This window comes from Streptococcus sp. HMSC062B01, from assembly GCF_001811085.1.
GTDB lineage: Bacteria > Bacillota > Bacilli > Lactobacillales > Streptococcaceae > Streptococcus > Streptococcus gordonii.
The window spans coordinates 97,743-114,427 of sequence record NZ_KZ672782.1 but is presented as its reverse complement, the minus strand read 5'-3'; the positions used below and the strand labels follow the sequence as shown (position 1 = coordinate 114,427).

10 protein-coding genes are annotated in these 16,685 nt (G+C 39.3%); 9 read left to right on the top strand and 1 reads right to left on the bottom strand.

The window, feature by feature from the left end; translation table 11 throughout:
• Positions 1-40 precede the first annotated feature (40 nt).
• On the bottom strand, positions 41-1,306 hold the full coding sequence (locus HMPREF2780_RS05805) for an extracellular solute-binding protein (protein WP_045634496.1): 1,266 nt from the start codon (positions 1,304-1,306) through the stop codon (positions 41-43).
• A gap of 324 nt (positions 1,307-1,630) precedes the next feature.
• Between HMPREF2780_RS05805 and malQ the strand changes: the two genes are divergently transcribed.
• From malQ to adhE, 9 genes are all read left to right on the top strand, one after another.
• On the top strand, positions 1,631-3,181 hold the full coding sequence (gene malQ / locus HMPREF2780_RS05800) for a 4-alpha-glucanotransferase (RefSeq protein WP_105026349.1): 1,551 nt from the start codon (positions 1,631-1,633) through the stop codon (positions 3,179-3,181).
• On the top strand, positions 3,174-5,435 hold the full coding sequence (gene glgP / locus HMPREF2780_RS05795; RefSeq protein ID WP_105026348.1) for a glycogen/starch/alpha-glucan family phosphorylase: 2,262 nt from the start codon (positions 3,174-3,176) through the stop codon (positions 5,433-5,435). Before malQ ends, glgP begins: the two co-directional genes overlap by 8 nt.
• A gap of 302 nt (positions 5,436-5,737) precedes the next feature.
• Positions 5,738-8,950, top strand: a complete 3,213-nt coding sequence (locus HMPREF2780_RS05790; protein ID WP_105026347.1) for an SGO_0107 family LPXTG-anchored pilin-like protein — start codon at positions 5,738-5,740, stop codon at positions 8,948-8,950.
• A 112-nt stretch (positions 8,951-9,062) separates the two neighbouring features.
• Positions 9,063-10,061, top strand: coding sequence for a Holliday junction branch migration DNA helicase RuvB (ruvB, locus tag HMPREF2780_RS05785; protein ID WP_008808138.1), 999 nt, complete (start codon positions 9,063-9,065; stop codon positions 10,059-10,061).
• 4 nt (positions 10,062-10,065) lie between these two features.
• On the top strand, positions 10,066-10,644 hold the full coding sequence (locus tag HMPREF2780_RS05780) for a nucleotidyltransferase family protein (protein ID WP_061582621.1): 579 nt from the start codon (positions 10,066-10,068) through the stop codon (positions 10,642-10,644).
• A gap of 247 nt (positions 10,645-10,891) precedes the next feature.
• Positions 10,892-11,314 (top strand): low molecular weight protein-tyrosine-phosphatase, encoded by a 423-nt coding sequence (locus tag HMPREF2780_RS05775; RefSeq protein WP_008808140.1) that lies wholly within the window; start codon positions 10,892-10,894, stop codon positions 11,312-11,314.
• A gap of 2 nt (positions 11,315-11,316) precedes the next feature.
• Positions 11,317-11,730, top strand: a complete 414-nt coding sequence (locus HMPREF2780_RS05770) for an MORN repeat-containing protein (RefSeq protein ID WP_008808141.1) — start codon at positions 11,317-11,319, stop codon at positions 11,728-11,730.
• Entirely contained in the window at positions 11,720-13,534 is a 1,815-nt protein-coding gene (locus HMPREF2780_RS05765) for an acyltransferase family protein (protein ID WP_105026346.1), read from the top strand. The genes HMPREF2780_RS05770 and HMPREF2780_RS05765 overlap by 11 nt, the downstream gene beginning before the upstream one ends.
• A gap of 315 nt (positions 13,535-13,849) precedes the next feature.
• Positions 13,850-16,501, top strand: coding sequence for a bifunctional acetaldehyde-CoA/alcohol dehydrogenase (gene adhE, locus HMPREF2780_RS05760; RefSeq protein ID WP_105026345.1), 2,652 nt, complete (start codon positions 13,850-13,852; stop codon positions 16,499-16,501).
• Positions 16,502-16,685 lie beyond the last annotated feature (184 nt).

Genomic DNA, 16,685 nt, shown 5'->3' with positions numbered 1-16,685 from the left:
AAGAAGGGGTAGGGAAAATTCCCACCCCTAGAGTTCTTTATTATTTGTTAGCGTATTTTTGAGCGATAGTATCTTTGATTAATTTCACTGCATCGTCAGCAGCAGTTTTAACGTCTTTTTTACCGCTTACAGCATCGAACAACATAGTTTTAGCTGGATCCCAAACTGTACTCATTTCAGAGATGTTTGGCATTGGTTGAGCTGATTGGAACTGTTTAACAACTGCGTCTGTCAGTTCATCTTTCTTGCTTACTGCGTACTCGCGAGCTTCTGTGTTAGCAGGTACTTCGTTAGTAGCATCGTAAAATGCTTTTTGTTGATCAGTTGAAGTCAAGAAGTCAACGAATTTTTGAGCAACTTCTGGGTTTTTAGCACCAGTTGGGATAACCCAAGCTTTACCACCACCGAAAGCAGCGTATTCTTTTCCGTTTGGAAGAGTTGGGATAGTTGAAACACCATAGTTTACTTTAGCTTCTTTCAAAGCAGATGCTTTCCATGGTCCATCGATGATAGCAGCAGTTTTACCTTCTTGGAATTGTGATTGGATCAAGTTTCCAGCGCCTTCAGTATCTTGCATTCCTTTAGGCCATTTTGCATACCAAGTTTTAGCGTATTCGATACCTTTAATTGCACCTTCATTAGCAAGACCGATATCTTTAGGATCTTTACCATTGTCACCGAATACATAACCGCCGTTACCAGCTAGAAGTCCGTAAGCGTAGTAGAAGTTTGTCCAGTCAGCAAGGAAGGCAGATGTTTTACCATCTTCACCAGCAAATGCATATTTGCTGTCTTTAGCAAGCTCTTCTAATTCAGCAAAAGTAGTTGGAGCTTTTGAAATCAAGTCCTTGTTGTAGTACATTACAAGAGTTTCGATAACAGCAGGTGCTCCGTATGTTTTACCTTCTGTTGTTACTAGAGATTCAGTAGTTTTATCTGTCTTACTATCTTTGCTTAATTTTACTTCGTTTAATTGTCCATCTGTACCGAGGCTTCCTACGCGGTCGTATGGAGCCATCAAAACGTCTGGAGCTTTACCAGACTGGTTGTCGAGTGAAAGGTTGTCCAATCCACCCATTTGGTCACCAGTTTTAATAGTAACTTTAGAACCAGTTTCTTTTTCAAAAGCTGCTGCAGCTTTCTCCATGTAAGCCTTGTACTGCTCTTCAACATAAACAGTAACGTTTTTATCACCAGATTCAGATGATTTAGTTGAAGAAGCCTTGCTACCACAAGCAGCTAAAATAAAGCTAGCTAAAGCAACAGTACCCAATACAGCAGCACTTTTAAGAGCTTTGTTTTTCATGTTTATTCCTCCTAAGAATAAAAAAAGTAATAATTTACATTTAAGTTTACGCAAACGTTTTCTTAAACTGAAAAAATTATATCACAAAAAGTAACCGTTTGCAAGATATTTTTCCAAAAAATCAAAAAAATATTTTTTATCCGACAAATTATTTGTCAATATTATAGAAGAAAAAAAGAAAAGTTAGATGATTCTCTTGAAGAATTGAAAAAATTTTTATAAAATGGTTGCATAGAAAACTAAAAACAGATATAATCGAACTACGCAAACGTTTTCGTTGAACAAAACGTAGATTTTAACTAAGAAAAATATTGAGGTGACAAGATGAAAGAACGTCAAAGTGGTGTTCTCATGCATATTTCTTCTTTGCCAGGGAAATACGGAATTGGATCTTTTGGGAAAAGTGCGTATGATTTTGTAGATTTCTTGGTAAGAACTAAGCAACGCTATTGGCAGATTTTGCCACTAGGCACGACTAGCTATGGAGACTCTCCTTACCAATCTTTTTCTGCTTTCGCAGGAAATACTCACTTTATTGACTTAGATCTTCTTATAAAAGAAGGTTTGCTTCAAGAAAGTGATTTAGATGGTGTGGATTTTGGAAGTGACCCTAAGGCCGTTGACTATGCTAAGATATTCGAAGCACGTCGTCCACTATTGGAAAAAGCTGTTAAAAATTTCCTTCAAAGTTCTGATTTGAAGACTTATAAAAAATTTGTGGCAGACAATGCCAACTGGTTAGACCTGTATGTTGACTACATGGCAATCAAAGAGCACTTTGATTTGGCGGCGTGGACAGAGTGGTCTGATGAAGACATTCGCCTGCGTAAGCCAGAGGCCTTGGCTGATTACCGTGAGCGCCTGAGCGAACAGATGGAATACCATCGTGTCACTCAATACTTCTTCTTCCAACAATGGCTAGCTTTAAAAGATTATGCGAATAAGCATCATATTGAGATTGTCGGAGATATGCCAATCTATGTAGCGGCAGACAGTGCTGATGTTTGGGCACAACCACATTTCTTTAAAACAGACGCTGTTGGTAAACCAACTTGTGTGGCAGGATGTCCGCCTGATGAATTCTCAGAAACAGGCCAACTTTGGGGGAACCCGATCTATGACTGGAAAGCTATGGATAAAGATGGATATTCTTGGTGGGTTGAGCGCTTGCGCGAGAGCTTTAAGATTTATGACATCGTTCGTATTGACCATTTCCGCGGATTTGAATCTTATTGGGAAATCCCAGCGGATTCAGAAACAGCTGCAACTGGTAAGTGGGTAAAAGGACCTGGCTATGCTCTATTTAAAGCTGTTAAAGAAGCTTTGGGAGAACTGAATATCATTGCGGAAGACCTAGGCTTTATGACTGATGAAGTTATTGAGTTGCGTGAGAAGACTGGTTTCCCAGGAATGAAGATTTTGCAGTTTGCCTTCAATCCAGATGATGAAAGCATCGATAGCCCACACTTGGCGCCTCATAACTCAGTGATGTATACAGGAACTCATGATAATAATACTGTTCTTGGCTGGTATAAAGATGAGATTGATGATCCAACACGGGAATACTTAGCTGTTTATACCAACCGTAAAGAATATGAAACAGTTCCTCATGCAATGCTCCGTACGATCTTTGCTTCTGTCAGCTATATGGCGATTGCAACCATGCAAGATTTACTGGAATTAGATGGTTCTGCAAGAATGAACTTGCCATCCACTATTGGTGGCAACTGGCAATGGCGTATGACAGAAGACGAACTGTCTAAAGAAGTAGAGGCAGAGTTACTCTCTCTAACAACTATTTATCGTCGAATTAATACAAAACTTAAACCCAAAAACAATGTAAATCAGAATTCCAAAGGAGAAAAAAATGTCTAAATTACAGCAATACGTACAAAACGCGTATCAAAAAAACATTGCTGATTGTACCAATGAAGAACTCTATACAGCTCTTTTGAACTATACAAAAGAATACAGTGCAACTAAACCTGTCAATGATTCAAAAAAGAAATTGTACTATATTTCTGCTGAGTTCCTGATTGGTAAACTCTTGTCAAACAACTTGATCAACCTTGGCCTTTATGATGATGTCAAAAAAGAATTGGCTGATGCAGGTAAAGATTTGATTGAAGTAGAAGAAGTAGAATTAGAACCATCTCTTGGTAATGGTGGTTTAGGCCGTTTGGCTGCCTGCTTCCTTGATTCAATCGCAACTCTCGGTTTAAATGGAGACGGTGTAGGTTTGAACTACCACTTTGGTCTCTTCCAACAAGTGTTGAAAAACAATGAGCAAACAACAATCCCTAACTTCTGGTTGAGTGACCAAAATTGGTTGGTAAAATCAACTCGTAGCTACCAAGTGCCTTTTGCAAACTTTACTTTAACTTCTACACTCTATGACATTGATGTACCAGGTTATAAGACAGAAAAGAAAAACCGTTTGCGTCTCTTCGATCTAGATTCTGTGGACTCTAGCTTGATTGAAAAAGGAATTGATTTCGACAAGACAGATATTGCTCGTAACTTGACTCTCTTCCTTTATCCAGACGATAGTGACAAACAAGGTGAACTTCTTCGTATCTTCCAACAATACTTTATGGTTTCAAATGGTGCGCAATTGATCATTGATGAAGCAATCGAAAAAGGAAGCAACTTGCACGACCTTGCGGACTATGCAGTTGTACAAATCAATGATACTCACCCTTCAATGGTTATCCCTGAATTGATCCGTCTCTTGACAGAACGTGGGTTGGAATTTGACGAAGCTGTAAACATTGTCAAGTCAATGACAGCTTATACAAACCACACTATTCTTGCAGAGGCTCTTGAGAAATGGCCACTAGAATTCTTGGAAGAAGTTGTTCCTCATCTTGTTCCGATTATCAAGGAACTTGACAAACGTGTCAAGAAAGTTTACAAAGATCCTGCTGTCCAAATCATTGACGAAAATGACCGTGTTCATATGGCTCATATGGATATCCATTATGGATACAGTGTTAACGGGGTTGCGGCTCTCCACACTGAGATCTTGAAGAACTCTGAGTTGAAAGCTTTCTATGACATCTACCCAGAAAAATTCAACAACAAAACAAACGGTATTACTTTCCGTCGTTGGCTTATGCATGCTAACCCACGCCTTTCTCACTATTTAGATGAGATTCTTGGTCATGGTTGGCACCATGAAGCAGAGGAACTTGAAAATCTTTTGTCTTATGAAGATAAAGCTGCTGTCAAGGAAAAATTGGAAAGCATCAAAGCTCACAACAAACGTAAATTGGCTCGTCACTTGAAAGAACACCAAGGTGTGGAAATCAATCCAAACTCTATCTTTGACATCCAAATCAAGCGTCTTCACGAGTACAAACGCCAACAAATGAACGCTTTGTATGTGATTCACAAATACCTTGACATCAAGGCTGGAAACATTCCTGCTCGTCCAATTACTGTCTTCTTTGGTGGTAAAGCAGCTCCTGCTTACACAATTGCGCAAGATATTATCCACTTGATCCTTTGCTTGTCAGAAGTCATTGCAAACGACCCAGCAGTAGCTCCACACTTGCAAGTAGTCATGGTTGAAAACTACAATGTTACTGCAGCAAGCTTCCTTATCCCAGCGTGTGATATCTCAGAACAAATCTCACTTGCTTCTAAAGAAGCTTCAGGTACTGGTAACATGAAATTCATGTTGAACGGAGCCTTGACTCTTGGTACTATGGATGGTGCAAACGTGGAAATCGCTGAGTTGGTTGGCGACGAAAACATCTACATCTTCGGTGAAGATTCAGAAACTGTTATCGATCTTTATGCGAAATCTGCTTACAAATCAAGTGAATTTTACGCTCGTGAAGCTATCAAACCGTTGGTTGACTTCATCGTTAGTGATGCTGTTCTTGCAGTAGGTAAGAAAGAACGCTTGGAACGTCTTTACAACGAATTGATCAACAAAGACTGGTTCATGACTCTCCTTGACTTGGAAGACTACATCAAAGTCAAAGAGCAAATGCTTGCTGACTATGAAAACCGCGACGCATGGTTGGATAAAGTTATTGTAAACATTGCTAAAGCTGGTTTCTTCTCAGCTGACCGTACGATTCAACAATACAATGATGAAGTGTGGCATTTAGATAAATAAAAAATTCTTTTGGATAGCCCCATCAGTTAGGCCTTGATTCTGACTGATGGTTTTTTGTTTTTCGAAGGATAAAGACATGAGCTTCCTAGTTAAAGGGAGTAGGCATATAGAAAAAGAGGAAGAAATGTCGCATTTTTCTGCTGTTTTATGACCTTATATTTGATTTTATGTATAAAATTTATTTGTCGTGTTTATTATGTATGGATTGCATAAAAATTAGATGAAATATCCTTGACAGTGTTATAGAAGAATATATAATATAAAGTAAGGGATTGTGCCCAAATATAAAGGAGGAAAATGTTGTGAAAAAGATGAATAAAAAGCTCTTTCATGCATTTATGACGCTGTTGTTAATAGTATCGGTATTCATACCTCTACTAAAAACAAGTTACACAGTTAAAGCGGAAGAATTGCCGTCAAACAGCTATACGATGACAACCTCTCCAACCATTAATAATAATCGGTTGGTTGATGGTGCCAAGTATGGTGAAGGAAAGTTCTATCTGAATCCGACCTACAAGTTTGATAATTCTGCAACTTTGAAAAACGGGGACTTTATGGTTTATAAAGTGCCAAAAGAGTTTAAAGTTGAGCGTGACATCACGACAGATATCTATGCCAAGGATGGAGCCACTAAAATTGCAGAACTGCAGACAAATGCTGCAACTAATTCTGCTACAGTGACCATCACTAATGAAGAATACTTCAAAAATCTGACAGAAGATCGTGAATTGACTGCTTTATTCACTGTAGTTTGGGCGGATGATGTCGAGTTAAATAAGGAATACAGCATTGATATTCCTGGTGCCGGGACATACAGATTGACTCGTATCGTACCAGATGATGATCCTACTGGTTATACCAAGTGGGGTGTCCAAGATGCTGATGATCCTAATTATGTTAACTGGCGTATTCGTATCAATCGTTACGTAAAACCTGTTACAGGAGTTAAGATTGAGGATACAATCCCTGAAGGTCAAGTCTTAGCAAGTGAAATTACTGGATATTACTTTACTGAATGGAATAAGGCTGAGGCTCGTCCAAGACTGGATGCTTCACATGTAAATGTTACGGGTACAAATTCTTTCACTATTACTCCAAATGGTAATGGTGACTTGAGTACACAAGGTCTGTATGTTTTGTACCGTACTCGTTTGACTGCTCCAGTTGACAATACCACCAAGAAAGCTTTCAACAATGTGAAAGTGACAACATCAGATGGTGTATATGATGTAGATGGCTTTGCTCCTCTAACAACTACTGAAGGAATTGGATCAGGTGCTCGCCCTTCTGAAGTTGAATTTGAAGTTACAAAGCAACTGAATGGTGGAACATTGAAAGGTGATGAATTCATCTTCCAATTGATTGATCCAGATGGCAAAGTGGTTGAAACTGCCAAAAACAACAAAGACGGACAAGTTAAATTTAAAGCAATTAAATTCTCAAAGGCTGGTACTTTCAAATACCAAATCAAAGAAGTGGATGAGAAAGAACCAGGCTATGTTTATGATAACAAGACCATTAATGCTGAAGTTACAGTAACAGATGTCTTTGGAGAAAAGTTTGCAAGTGTTAAATACGACAACAAAGTATTTGTAAATTCTTACTCTGCTAAACCAACTACAGCAATTATTGAAGCAATTAAAGTTTTGAAAGGCAAAGCCCTTGAAGCTGACAAGTATGAGTTCGAGCTCAAAGAAGGCGATACAGTCGTTGGTGCAGCTAAAAACAAAGCAGATGGTTCGGTAGTTTTCCCAGCAATTGAGTATACTGCTGCAGGCCCTCATACATATACAATTACTGAAAAAGCTGGTAATGAACCAGGTGTGACTTATGATACGGCTTCACACACAGTAACCGTAGATGTTGCGGATAATGGACGTGGTCAGCTTGAAGCAACTGTTCCAGCTGAGAAGCCAGTCTTCACCAATACTTATGCTGCAAAACCAGGTAAAAAAGTAATTGAAGCTAAGAAAGTTCTAAATGGTAAAGAACTTGAGGCCGACAAATATGAGTTCGAGCTCAAAGAAAACGACAAAGTCGTTGGTACAGCTAAGAATACTGCAGATGGTTCGATTAGTTTCCCAGAAATTGAATACACTGAGGCAGGGACTTATACTTACACTATGTCAGAAAAAGCTGGTAATGAACCAGGTGTGACTTATGACAAAACTTCACACACAGTAACTGTAGATGTTGCGGACAATGGTCAAGGTCAGCTTGAAGCGACTGTTACAAGTGAAAAACCAGTCTTTGTAAACGATTATGTTGCAAAACCAGGTAAAAAAGCAATTGAAGCTAAAAAAGTTTTAAACGGTAAAGCCCTTGAAGCAGATAAGTATGAGTTTGAACTGAAAGACTCTGAAGGAAATCTTGTTGACACCGCTAAGAACAAAGCAGATGGTAGCATTACTTTCAAAGAAATTGAGTATAAAGGACCAGGCCTTCATACTTATCTCGTCTCAGAAAAAGCTGGCAAGGAAGAAAACGTTACCTACGATACAAATACTCACGAAGTAACTGTAGAGGTTGCGGATAACGGCCAAGGTCAATTGGTAGCAACTATCACTAGTGAACAACCAGTTTTCACTAACACTTATACAAAACCAGCTCCAGCTGCTGATACCATTACAATTGAAGCAACAAAAACTTTAGTTGGAAAGGAATTAGAAGCAGGTAAATATGAATTTGAATTGAAGGAAGGCGACAAAGTCATCGGCACGGCAACAAATGCTGCAGATGGAAAAGTTGTATTCCCATCAATCACATATACAGAAGCAGGTACACATACCTACACTGTTGCTGAAAAAGCTGGCAATGAAGAGAATGTTACTTACGATACGACAGTCCACACAGTAACCGTAGAGGTTGCAGACAATGGCCAAGGTAAGTTGGTATCTACAATTACTGGTAATAAACCAGCATTTGTGAATAAATACACTGCACCAACTCCACCGCCAACTCCAAATCCGCAACAACCAACTCCAGCCACTGCAACTATTCAAGCAAACAAGGTCTTGACTGGTAAAGAGCTGAAAGATGGTCAGTTTGAATTTGAGTTGACTTATCAAGGTAACGTAGTGGATACTGCTAAGAATAAAGCGGATGGTTCGGTAACCTTTAAATCACAAAGCTTCACTTCACCAGGTAAGTATGAATACACTATTACTGAAAAAGCTGGTAATGAAGCAGGTGTGACTTATGATAAGACAGTTCACAAAGTGACTGTAGAAGTTGCTTATGATACGAATGGTAAACTTGTAGCGACCGTTACTGGTAGCGGACCAACCTTTACCAATACGTATGCTGCCAAAACACCTCCAACATCATCTGAAGAAAAACCAAAACCATCAGGTGATAAGCATGAAGATCCTAAGAAGGAAGAACCTAAAAAAGAAGTGAAGAAAGAATTGCCTAAGACAGGAACAGCTGAGTCCTCAGCCTTCTCTGTTCTTGTTGGCTTCCTGCTTCTTGCAGCTTCAGTCTTCTTATATCGTACTAAAAAGGTTAATTAATCTTTGGGTTTAAAAAGAAAGAGAGCGATGGAAAACCTTCATTAAAAAGGTTTCTCGCTCTCTTTTTTATTTAAAATAGTCCTAAACTATGATATTTTGATATAATGGTGACATGAGTAGAATTTTAGATAATGAACAAATGATGGATGAAGAAATGGTGGAGCGCACGCTTCGACCACAATATCTGCAGGAGTATATTGGTCAAGATAAGGTCAAGAATCAGTTGAAAATTTTTATTGAAGCAGCAAAACTAAGGGATGAGGCTTTGGATCATGCTCTTTTATTTGGCCCTCCTGGACTGGGGAAGACGACCATGGCTTTTGTGATTGCCAATGAGCTGGGTGTGAATATCAAGCAGACTTCGGGGCCGGTTATTGAAAAAGCAGGAGATTTGGTTGCTATTTTAAATGATTTAGAGCCTGGTGACGTTCTTTTTATCGATGAAATACATCGTTTGCCAATGGCAGTAGAAGAAGTCCTCTACAGTGCTATGGAAGATTTTTACATCGATATCATGATTGGTTCAGGGGATGCTAATCGTAGTGTCCATCTTGATTTGCCACCATTTACCCTCATAGGTGCAACAACGCGTGCAGGAATGTTGTCCAATCCTCTGAGAGCTCGCTTTGGTATCACAGGGCACATGGAGTACTATGAAGAAGCTGATTTGACTGAGATTGTTGAGCGAACGGCAGAAATTTTTGAGATGGATATCACTCATGAAGCAGCTAAAGAACTGGCTTTGCGTAGTCGTGGCACCCCTCGAATTGCCAACCGTCTATTGAAGCGCGTCCGGGATTATGCTCAGATTATGGGTAATGGTTTGATTGATGAGACGATCACAGATCAAGCTCTTTCCATGTTAGATGTGGATCATGAAGGTTTGGACTATGTCGATCAAAAAATTCTGAGAACTATGATTGAGATGTATGGTGGTGGTCCAGTCGGTCTAGGTACTTTGTCAGTAAATATTGCTGAGGAGCGTGAAACGGTCGAAGATATGTATGAGCCTTATTTGATTCAAAAAGGCTTTATCATGAGAACGAGAACGGGTCGCGTTGCAACTCGAAAAGCCTATGAACATTTAGGTTATGAATATATGGAGAAATAGGCTTATGGAAATAGAAGAGAAAAATCTTCTAGACCTTTTCTATGCTGATCAACATCTAATGACTATTGTAAAGATTATTCGAGACTTAAATTTACAAGATAGCTGGCTGGCAGCTGGAAGTGTTAGAAATTTCATCTGGAATCATTTATCCGATCGGGAAAAATTTGATTTTGAAACAGATATAGATGTGATATTCTTTGATCCGACAGTCTCTTATGAGGAGACGTTACAAATTGAGAAGCGCTTGAGAGAAGCTTATCCACTCTATAGCTGGGAAGTAAAGAATCAAGTTTATATGCATATTCATAGTCCTAATACTAAGCCTTATACTAGTTCACAGGACGCTATGAGTAGATATCCAGAAACCTGTACCGCTCTTGGTTTACGTTTATTAAAAAATGATGATCTTGAGTTATTCACGGCTTATGGCTTGATTGATCTTGTTAACTTTCAAGTCAAGCCCACACCGCATTTTTTAGCGGATGAGGAAAGGATTAAACTTTATAGAGAACGTTTGGAAAAGAAAAAATGGCAATCTAAGTGGCCTAGGTTGGACATTTATTTGCCAGAAAAAGAAACTTAAAATTGCTTTAAGATAATTTTAAGTTGGCTCGAGTATACTGTAATCATAAGTTAAGGATACTTAGCTTGAACTCCTAAAACTTTTCTTTTTCATAATAATCTCCCTAAAAGACCACCCATCAGGTGGTCTTTTCCTGCTTATTTGGAAAGGAGAAAAATGCTAAATTGGCAGAAAAGCGTCCAGTTTTTTTGGAGGTCAGCAACCTATTTAATGTCATTTTCTGATATAATTAAGAAGAGGTATTTCTATGAAGAAAATTGTATTTGTTTGCTTGGGCAACATCTGTCGGAGTCCGATGGCTGAATTTGTTATGAAAAGTTTGACTGATAAATTTCATATTGAAAGTCGGGCAACTTCTAATTGGGAACATGGAAATCCAATTCACCAAGGAACTCAAGCAGCTTTGAATGAGCATGCGATTATATTTGATGTTGAAAAAACTTCTCTGCAGATGTCTGAAAAGGACTTTGCCTTCTTTGATTATATCGTTGGTATGGATGCTTCCAATGTGGCCGATTTAAAAAAGATGGCCCCTCGGAAATATCAGGATAAGATATATCAGTTTATGGATAAAAGTGTACCAGATCCTTGGTATACTAATGATTTTGATGAAACTTATCGGCTGGTTCAAGCAGGCTGTGAGCGCTGGCTGGAACGTTTGGATGGATAAAAATGGATAAATTAAAAGAATTTTATAATCGTTACCAGCATTATTTGACAAGAACAAATTTTGAGATAGCTGCTGTTACACTAATTGCTTTGTCTGCGATTTTAGTTTTTACTTCTAATATTCCAGATAAAGGGGTGCTTACTCTTGATAAGGGGGCTATTAAGTATGATGGCAGTCTGGTTCATGGAAAGATGGATGGTCAAGGCACTTTGACTTTCAAAAATGGCGATAAGTACGAAGGAGATTTCAAAAATGGAATCTTTGATGGCAAGGGGAAATTTACCTCTAAGAGCGGTTGGAAGTACGAAGGTGAGTTTAGTAAAGGCCAAGCGGACGGCCAAGGCACTCTAACAACCGAGCAAAAGGTCGTTTACAAAGGAAAGTTTAAACAAGGAATTTATCAAAATGCGCATTAAATGGTTTTCATTAGTAAGGATAGCAGGTTTGCTTCTCGTTCTACTCTATCATTTCTTCCAGGGAGTGTTTCCTGGAGGCTTTATTGGGGTGGACGTTTTCTACGCATTTTCTGGATTTTTGATCACCTCACTCCTGATTGATGAATTTGCTAAACGTCAAGAAATTGATATTTTAGGATTTCTAAGACGACGTTTCTATAGGATTTTTCCGCCTCTGGTCTTTATGATTCTGATCACTCTGCCGTTTACCCTCTTCATTCGCAAAGATTTTGTGGCTGGTATTGGAACGCAGATAGCGGGTGCCCTAGGTTTTGTAACAAATTTCTATGAAATTTTATCGGGCGGTAGCTACGAGAGTCAGTTTGTACCTCATTTATTTGTACATACTTGGAGTTTGGCACTTGAGGTGCATTATTATATTTTGTGGGGATTGGCAGTCTGGTTCTTGGCTAAGAAAAGTCGAAGCCTCGGCCAATTTCGAGGGATGATTTTTCTGATTTCGACAGGGATTTTCTTATTTAGTTTTCTGTCCATGTTTGTAAGTAGCTTTTTCACTAAGAATTTTTCTTCACTTTATTTTTCAAGCTGGACACATATCTTCCCCTTCTTTGCTGGGACAGCTTTAGCTACAGTTTCTGGTGTTCAAAATGTAGGGGCAAATTTCAAGAAACTAGAACAGTCTTGGAGCATGAAGCAGACGATAGCCACTATTGGTGGTGGTTTTGTTGTCTTAATTCTTCTAACCTTCCTGCTTCGTTTTGATAATATCTTCACTTATTTAGTTGGCTTTCTCCTCGCAACGATAGCTGCCTTGGTTATGATTTTGGGTGCTCGTGTTCTCCATGAAAAGACACCTAAGCTGGAAGAGCCGATCTGGGTCACATTTATTGCTGATACGAGTTACGGTGTTTATCTCTTCCATTGGCCTTTTTACATTATTTTCAGTCAGCTGATGGGGAATGCAGGAGCGGTAGTATTAACTACTCTTCTATCCTTTGCCTTTGCAGCAGTCTCTTTCTATATTTTAGAGCCTGTATTAGCAGGAAGAAAACCAGATTTGTTTGGTATTAAGCTCGATGTAAAATCAATTGCGAGACCGATTTTTTATAGTCTGATCCCTTTGGGGCTCATCTGCTTCTTTATCATCTTTACTTCCCCTAAAGTTGGAGCTTTTGAGGAAGACTTAATGATTAATGCCTTAAATCAAGCGGATAGTAAGATGCAATTAACTCGTAGCCAAGCGGATCAAACAACAGCTACTGATTACAATGTGGCGCCTGGAACGACCTTGATAGGTGATTCTGTAGCTTTGCGAGCTAATGACTGGTTACAAGAAGCTATTCCTGGTGTGCAATTGGATGCAGCTGTCAGCCGAAATCTGGAATCAGGTTTAGAGGTTTATCAAACAGATATTAGCAACAAGGTTCTTCTACAAAATGTAGTCCTTGCTTTAGGTGCTAATACAGTTCCTAATTACGAAGAAGTGCTTAATAAACTGGTTGAAAAACTTCCAAAAGGACACCGTTTAATCTTAGTGACTCCGTATGATGGACGAGTTGCTGGAGATGAAAATAGCGATCTAGTAAAAACTCGGCAGTACCAATTGGAATTGGCGAAGAAATATGATTATGTCTACGTAGCAGATTGGTATCAAGCAGCTATTGATAATCCTGCTATCTGGTATGGAACAGATTACGTTCACTTTGGCACTGAGGCACAAAGCATTGCTGCAGGTGGTCAATTATATGCTCAAACAATCAAGGCTACACTTGATGAAGCTAATCAAGGTCCTGTCAAACCTTAATTTAATGATGAATATAAAGGCCCGAGCTTCGGGTTCTTTATATATAATATATGAAAGCGCTTACCTAATTTTTACAAGCTTCTGTGAAAACATGTAAATGAATCTATGTGAAATAAAATTATTATAAAATTTGATTTCACAAAAAAATAGAGGTAGTCGCAGCAATAAATGGAGATTGAAATACATTTCACAAACAATAATAAAAAAGTTTGTGAAATGTAAGCGAAAGTGTTTACAAAGGAAAGCAAATGGGTTATAATGAAATTGTGAAAAAATTAACAAAGGATAAATTCCTTGAAAGCTATGGAGGAAAATATGGCTGATAAAAAAACTGTGACACCTGAGGAAAAGAAACTCGCAGCTGAAAAGCATGTAGATGAGTTAGTACAAAAAGCCTTGGTTGCTCTTGATGAAATGCGCAAATTGGACCAAGAACAAGTCGACTACATTGTAGCTAAAGCTTCTGTTGCAGCACTTGATGCCCATGGAGAATTGGCACTTCATGCTTATGAAGAAACAGGTCGTGGAGTCTTTGAAGATAAGGCAACAAAAAACCTATTCGCCTGTGAACACGTGGTAAACAACATGCGTCACACGAAGACTGTTGGTGTTATCGAAGAAGATGATGTAACAGGTTTAACTTTGATTGCTGAGCCGGTTGGTGTTGTCTGCGGGATTACTCCTACAACAAACCCAACTTCAACTGCAATCTTTAAGTCTTTGATTTCATTGAAGACTCGTAACCCAATTGTCTTTGCTTTCCACCCATCTGCTCAAGAATCATCTGCTCATGCAGCTCAAATCGTTCGTGATGCAGCAATCGCAGCGGGTGCTCCTGAAAACTGTATTCAATGGATTACGCAACCGTCTATGGAAGCAACTAGCGCTCTTATGAACCATGAAGGAGTGGCAACAATCCTTGCAACTGGTGGTAATGCAATGGTGAAGGCTGCCTATTCATGTGGAAAACCTGCCCTTGGGGTAGGTGCCGGAAACGTACCAGCTTATGTTGAAAAATCCGCTAATATCCGTCAGGCAGCTCATGATATCGTTATGTCTAAGTCCTTTGATAATGGTATGGTCTGTGCCTCTGAGCAAGCTGTTATCATTGACAAAGAAATTTACGATGAATTTGTAGAAGAATTCAAGTCTTACCATACTTACTTTGTAAATAAGAAAGAAAAAGCTCTGTTGGAAGAATTCTGCTTCGGTGCTAAGGCAAACAGTAAGAACTGTGCTGGTGCGAAGCTTAATGCAGATATCGTAGGTAAGCCAGCAGCTTGGATTGCAGAACAAGCAGGATTTACAGTTCCAGAAGGAACCAATATCCTTGCTGCAGAATGTAAAGAAGTTGGCGAAAAAGAGCCGTTAACTCGTGAAAAATTATCTCCAGTTATCGCAGTTTTGAAATCTGATAGCCGTGAAGACGGAATTAACAAGGCTCGTCAAATGGTTGAATTTAACGGTCTTGGTCACTCAGCTGCCATCCATACTGCAGATGAAGAATTGACTAAAGAATTTGGTAAAGCAGTTAAAGCTATTCGTGTTATCTGTAACTCACCTTCTACTTTCGGTGGTATCGGGGACGTTTATAATGCCTTTTTGCCATCATTGACACTTGGATGTGGTTCTTACGGACGCAACTCAGTTGGAGATAACGTCAGCGCCATCAACCTCTTGAACATCAAAAAAGTCGGAAGACGGAGAAATAACATGCAATGGATGAAACTTCCTTCAAAAACATACTTTGAACGTGACTCAATTCAATACCTTCAAAAATGTCGTGACGTAGAGCGTGTCATGATCGTTACAGACCATGCTATGGTAGAGCTTGGTTTCCTAGATCGCATCATCGAACAACTCGATCTTCGTCGTAATAAGGTTGTTTATCAAATCTTTGCTGACGTAGAACCAGATCCAGATATCACAACAGTTGAACGTGGTACAGAGATCATGCGTTCCTTCAAACCTGATACAATCATTGCACTTGGTGGTGGTTCACCAATGGACGCAGCTAAAGTAATGTGGCTCTTCTATGAACAACCAGAAGTTGACTTCCGTGACCTTGTTCAAAAATTCATGGATATCCGTAAACGTGCCTTCAAGTTCCCATTGCTTGGTAAGAAGACTAAGTTTATCGCAATCCCAACAACATCTGGTACAGGATCTGAAGTAACACCGTTTGCCGTTATCTCTGATAAGGCTAACAACCGTAAATACCCAATCGCTGACTACTCATTGACTCCTACTGTAGCCATCGTAGACCCTGCTTTGGTATTAACGGTTCCAGGATTTGTTGCTGCTGATACTGGTATGGACGTATTGACTCACGCAACAGAAGCATACGTATCTCAAATGGCCAGCGACTACACCGATGGTCTTGCCCTTCAAGCAATCAAACTTGTTTTTGAAAATCTTGAAAGCTCTGTGAAGAATGCAGATTTCCATTCACGTGAAAAGATGCATAATGCTTCAACTATTGCTGGTATGGCTTTCGCCAATGCTTTCTTGGGTATTTCTCACTCAATGGCTCATAAGATCGGTGCGCAATTCCACACTATCCACGGTCGTACAAATGCTATCTTGCTTCCATACGTAATCCGCTACAATGGTACACGTCCAGCTAAGACAGCGACATGGCCTAAATACAACTACTACCGTGCTGATGAAAAATACCAAGATATTGCTCGTATGCTTGGCTTACCAGCTTCTACTCCAGAAGAAGGTGTAGAAGCTTACGCAAAAGCAGTCTACGAACTTGGTGAGCGCGTTGGTATCCAAATGAACTTTAAGGCTCAAGGAATCGACGAAAAAGAATGGAAGAAACATTCACGTGAATTAGCCTTCCTTGCCTATGAAGACCAATGTTCTCCAGCTAACCCACGTCTTCCAATGGTTGACCATATGCAAGAAATCATTGAAGATTCTTACTACGGTTACAAAGAACGTCCAGGACGTCGTAAATAAGTACATGGCTGAAGGAGTGAAAAACTCCTGTAAAGATCATAAAAAAATCCCTCGCTCGCATGAGTGAGGGATTTTCGTATATTGATCAGCAAAAGAGTTTCAATATTCCCCAAAAGGGCTTTATGGAATGATAACAATAAGCAGATCTTATCTAGATTTTGGCCCCTTGTTTGGTAGTTTGTAG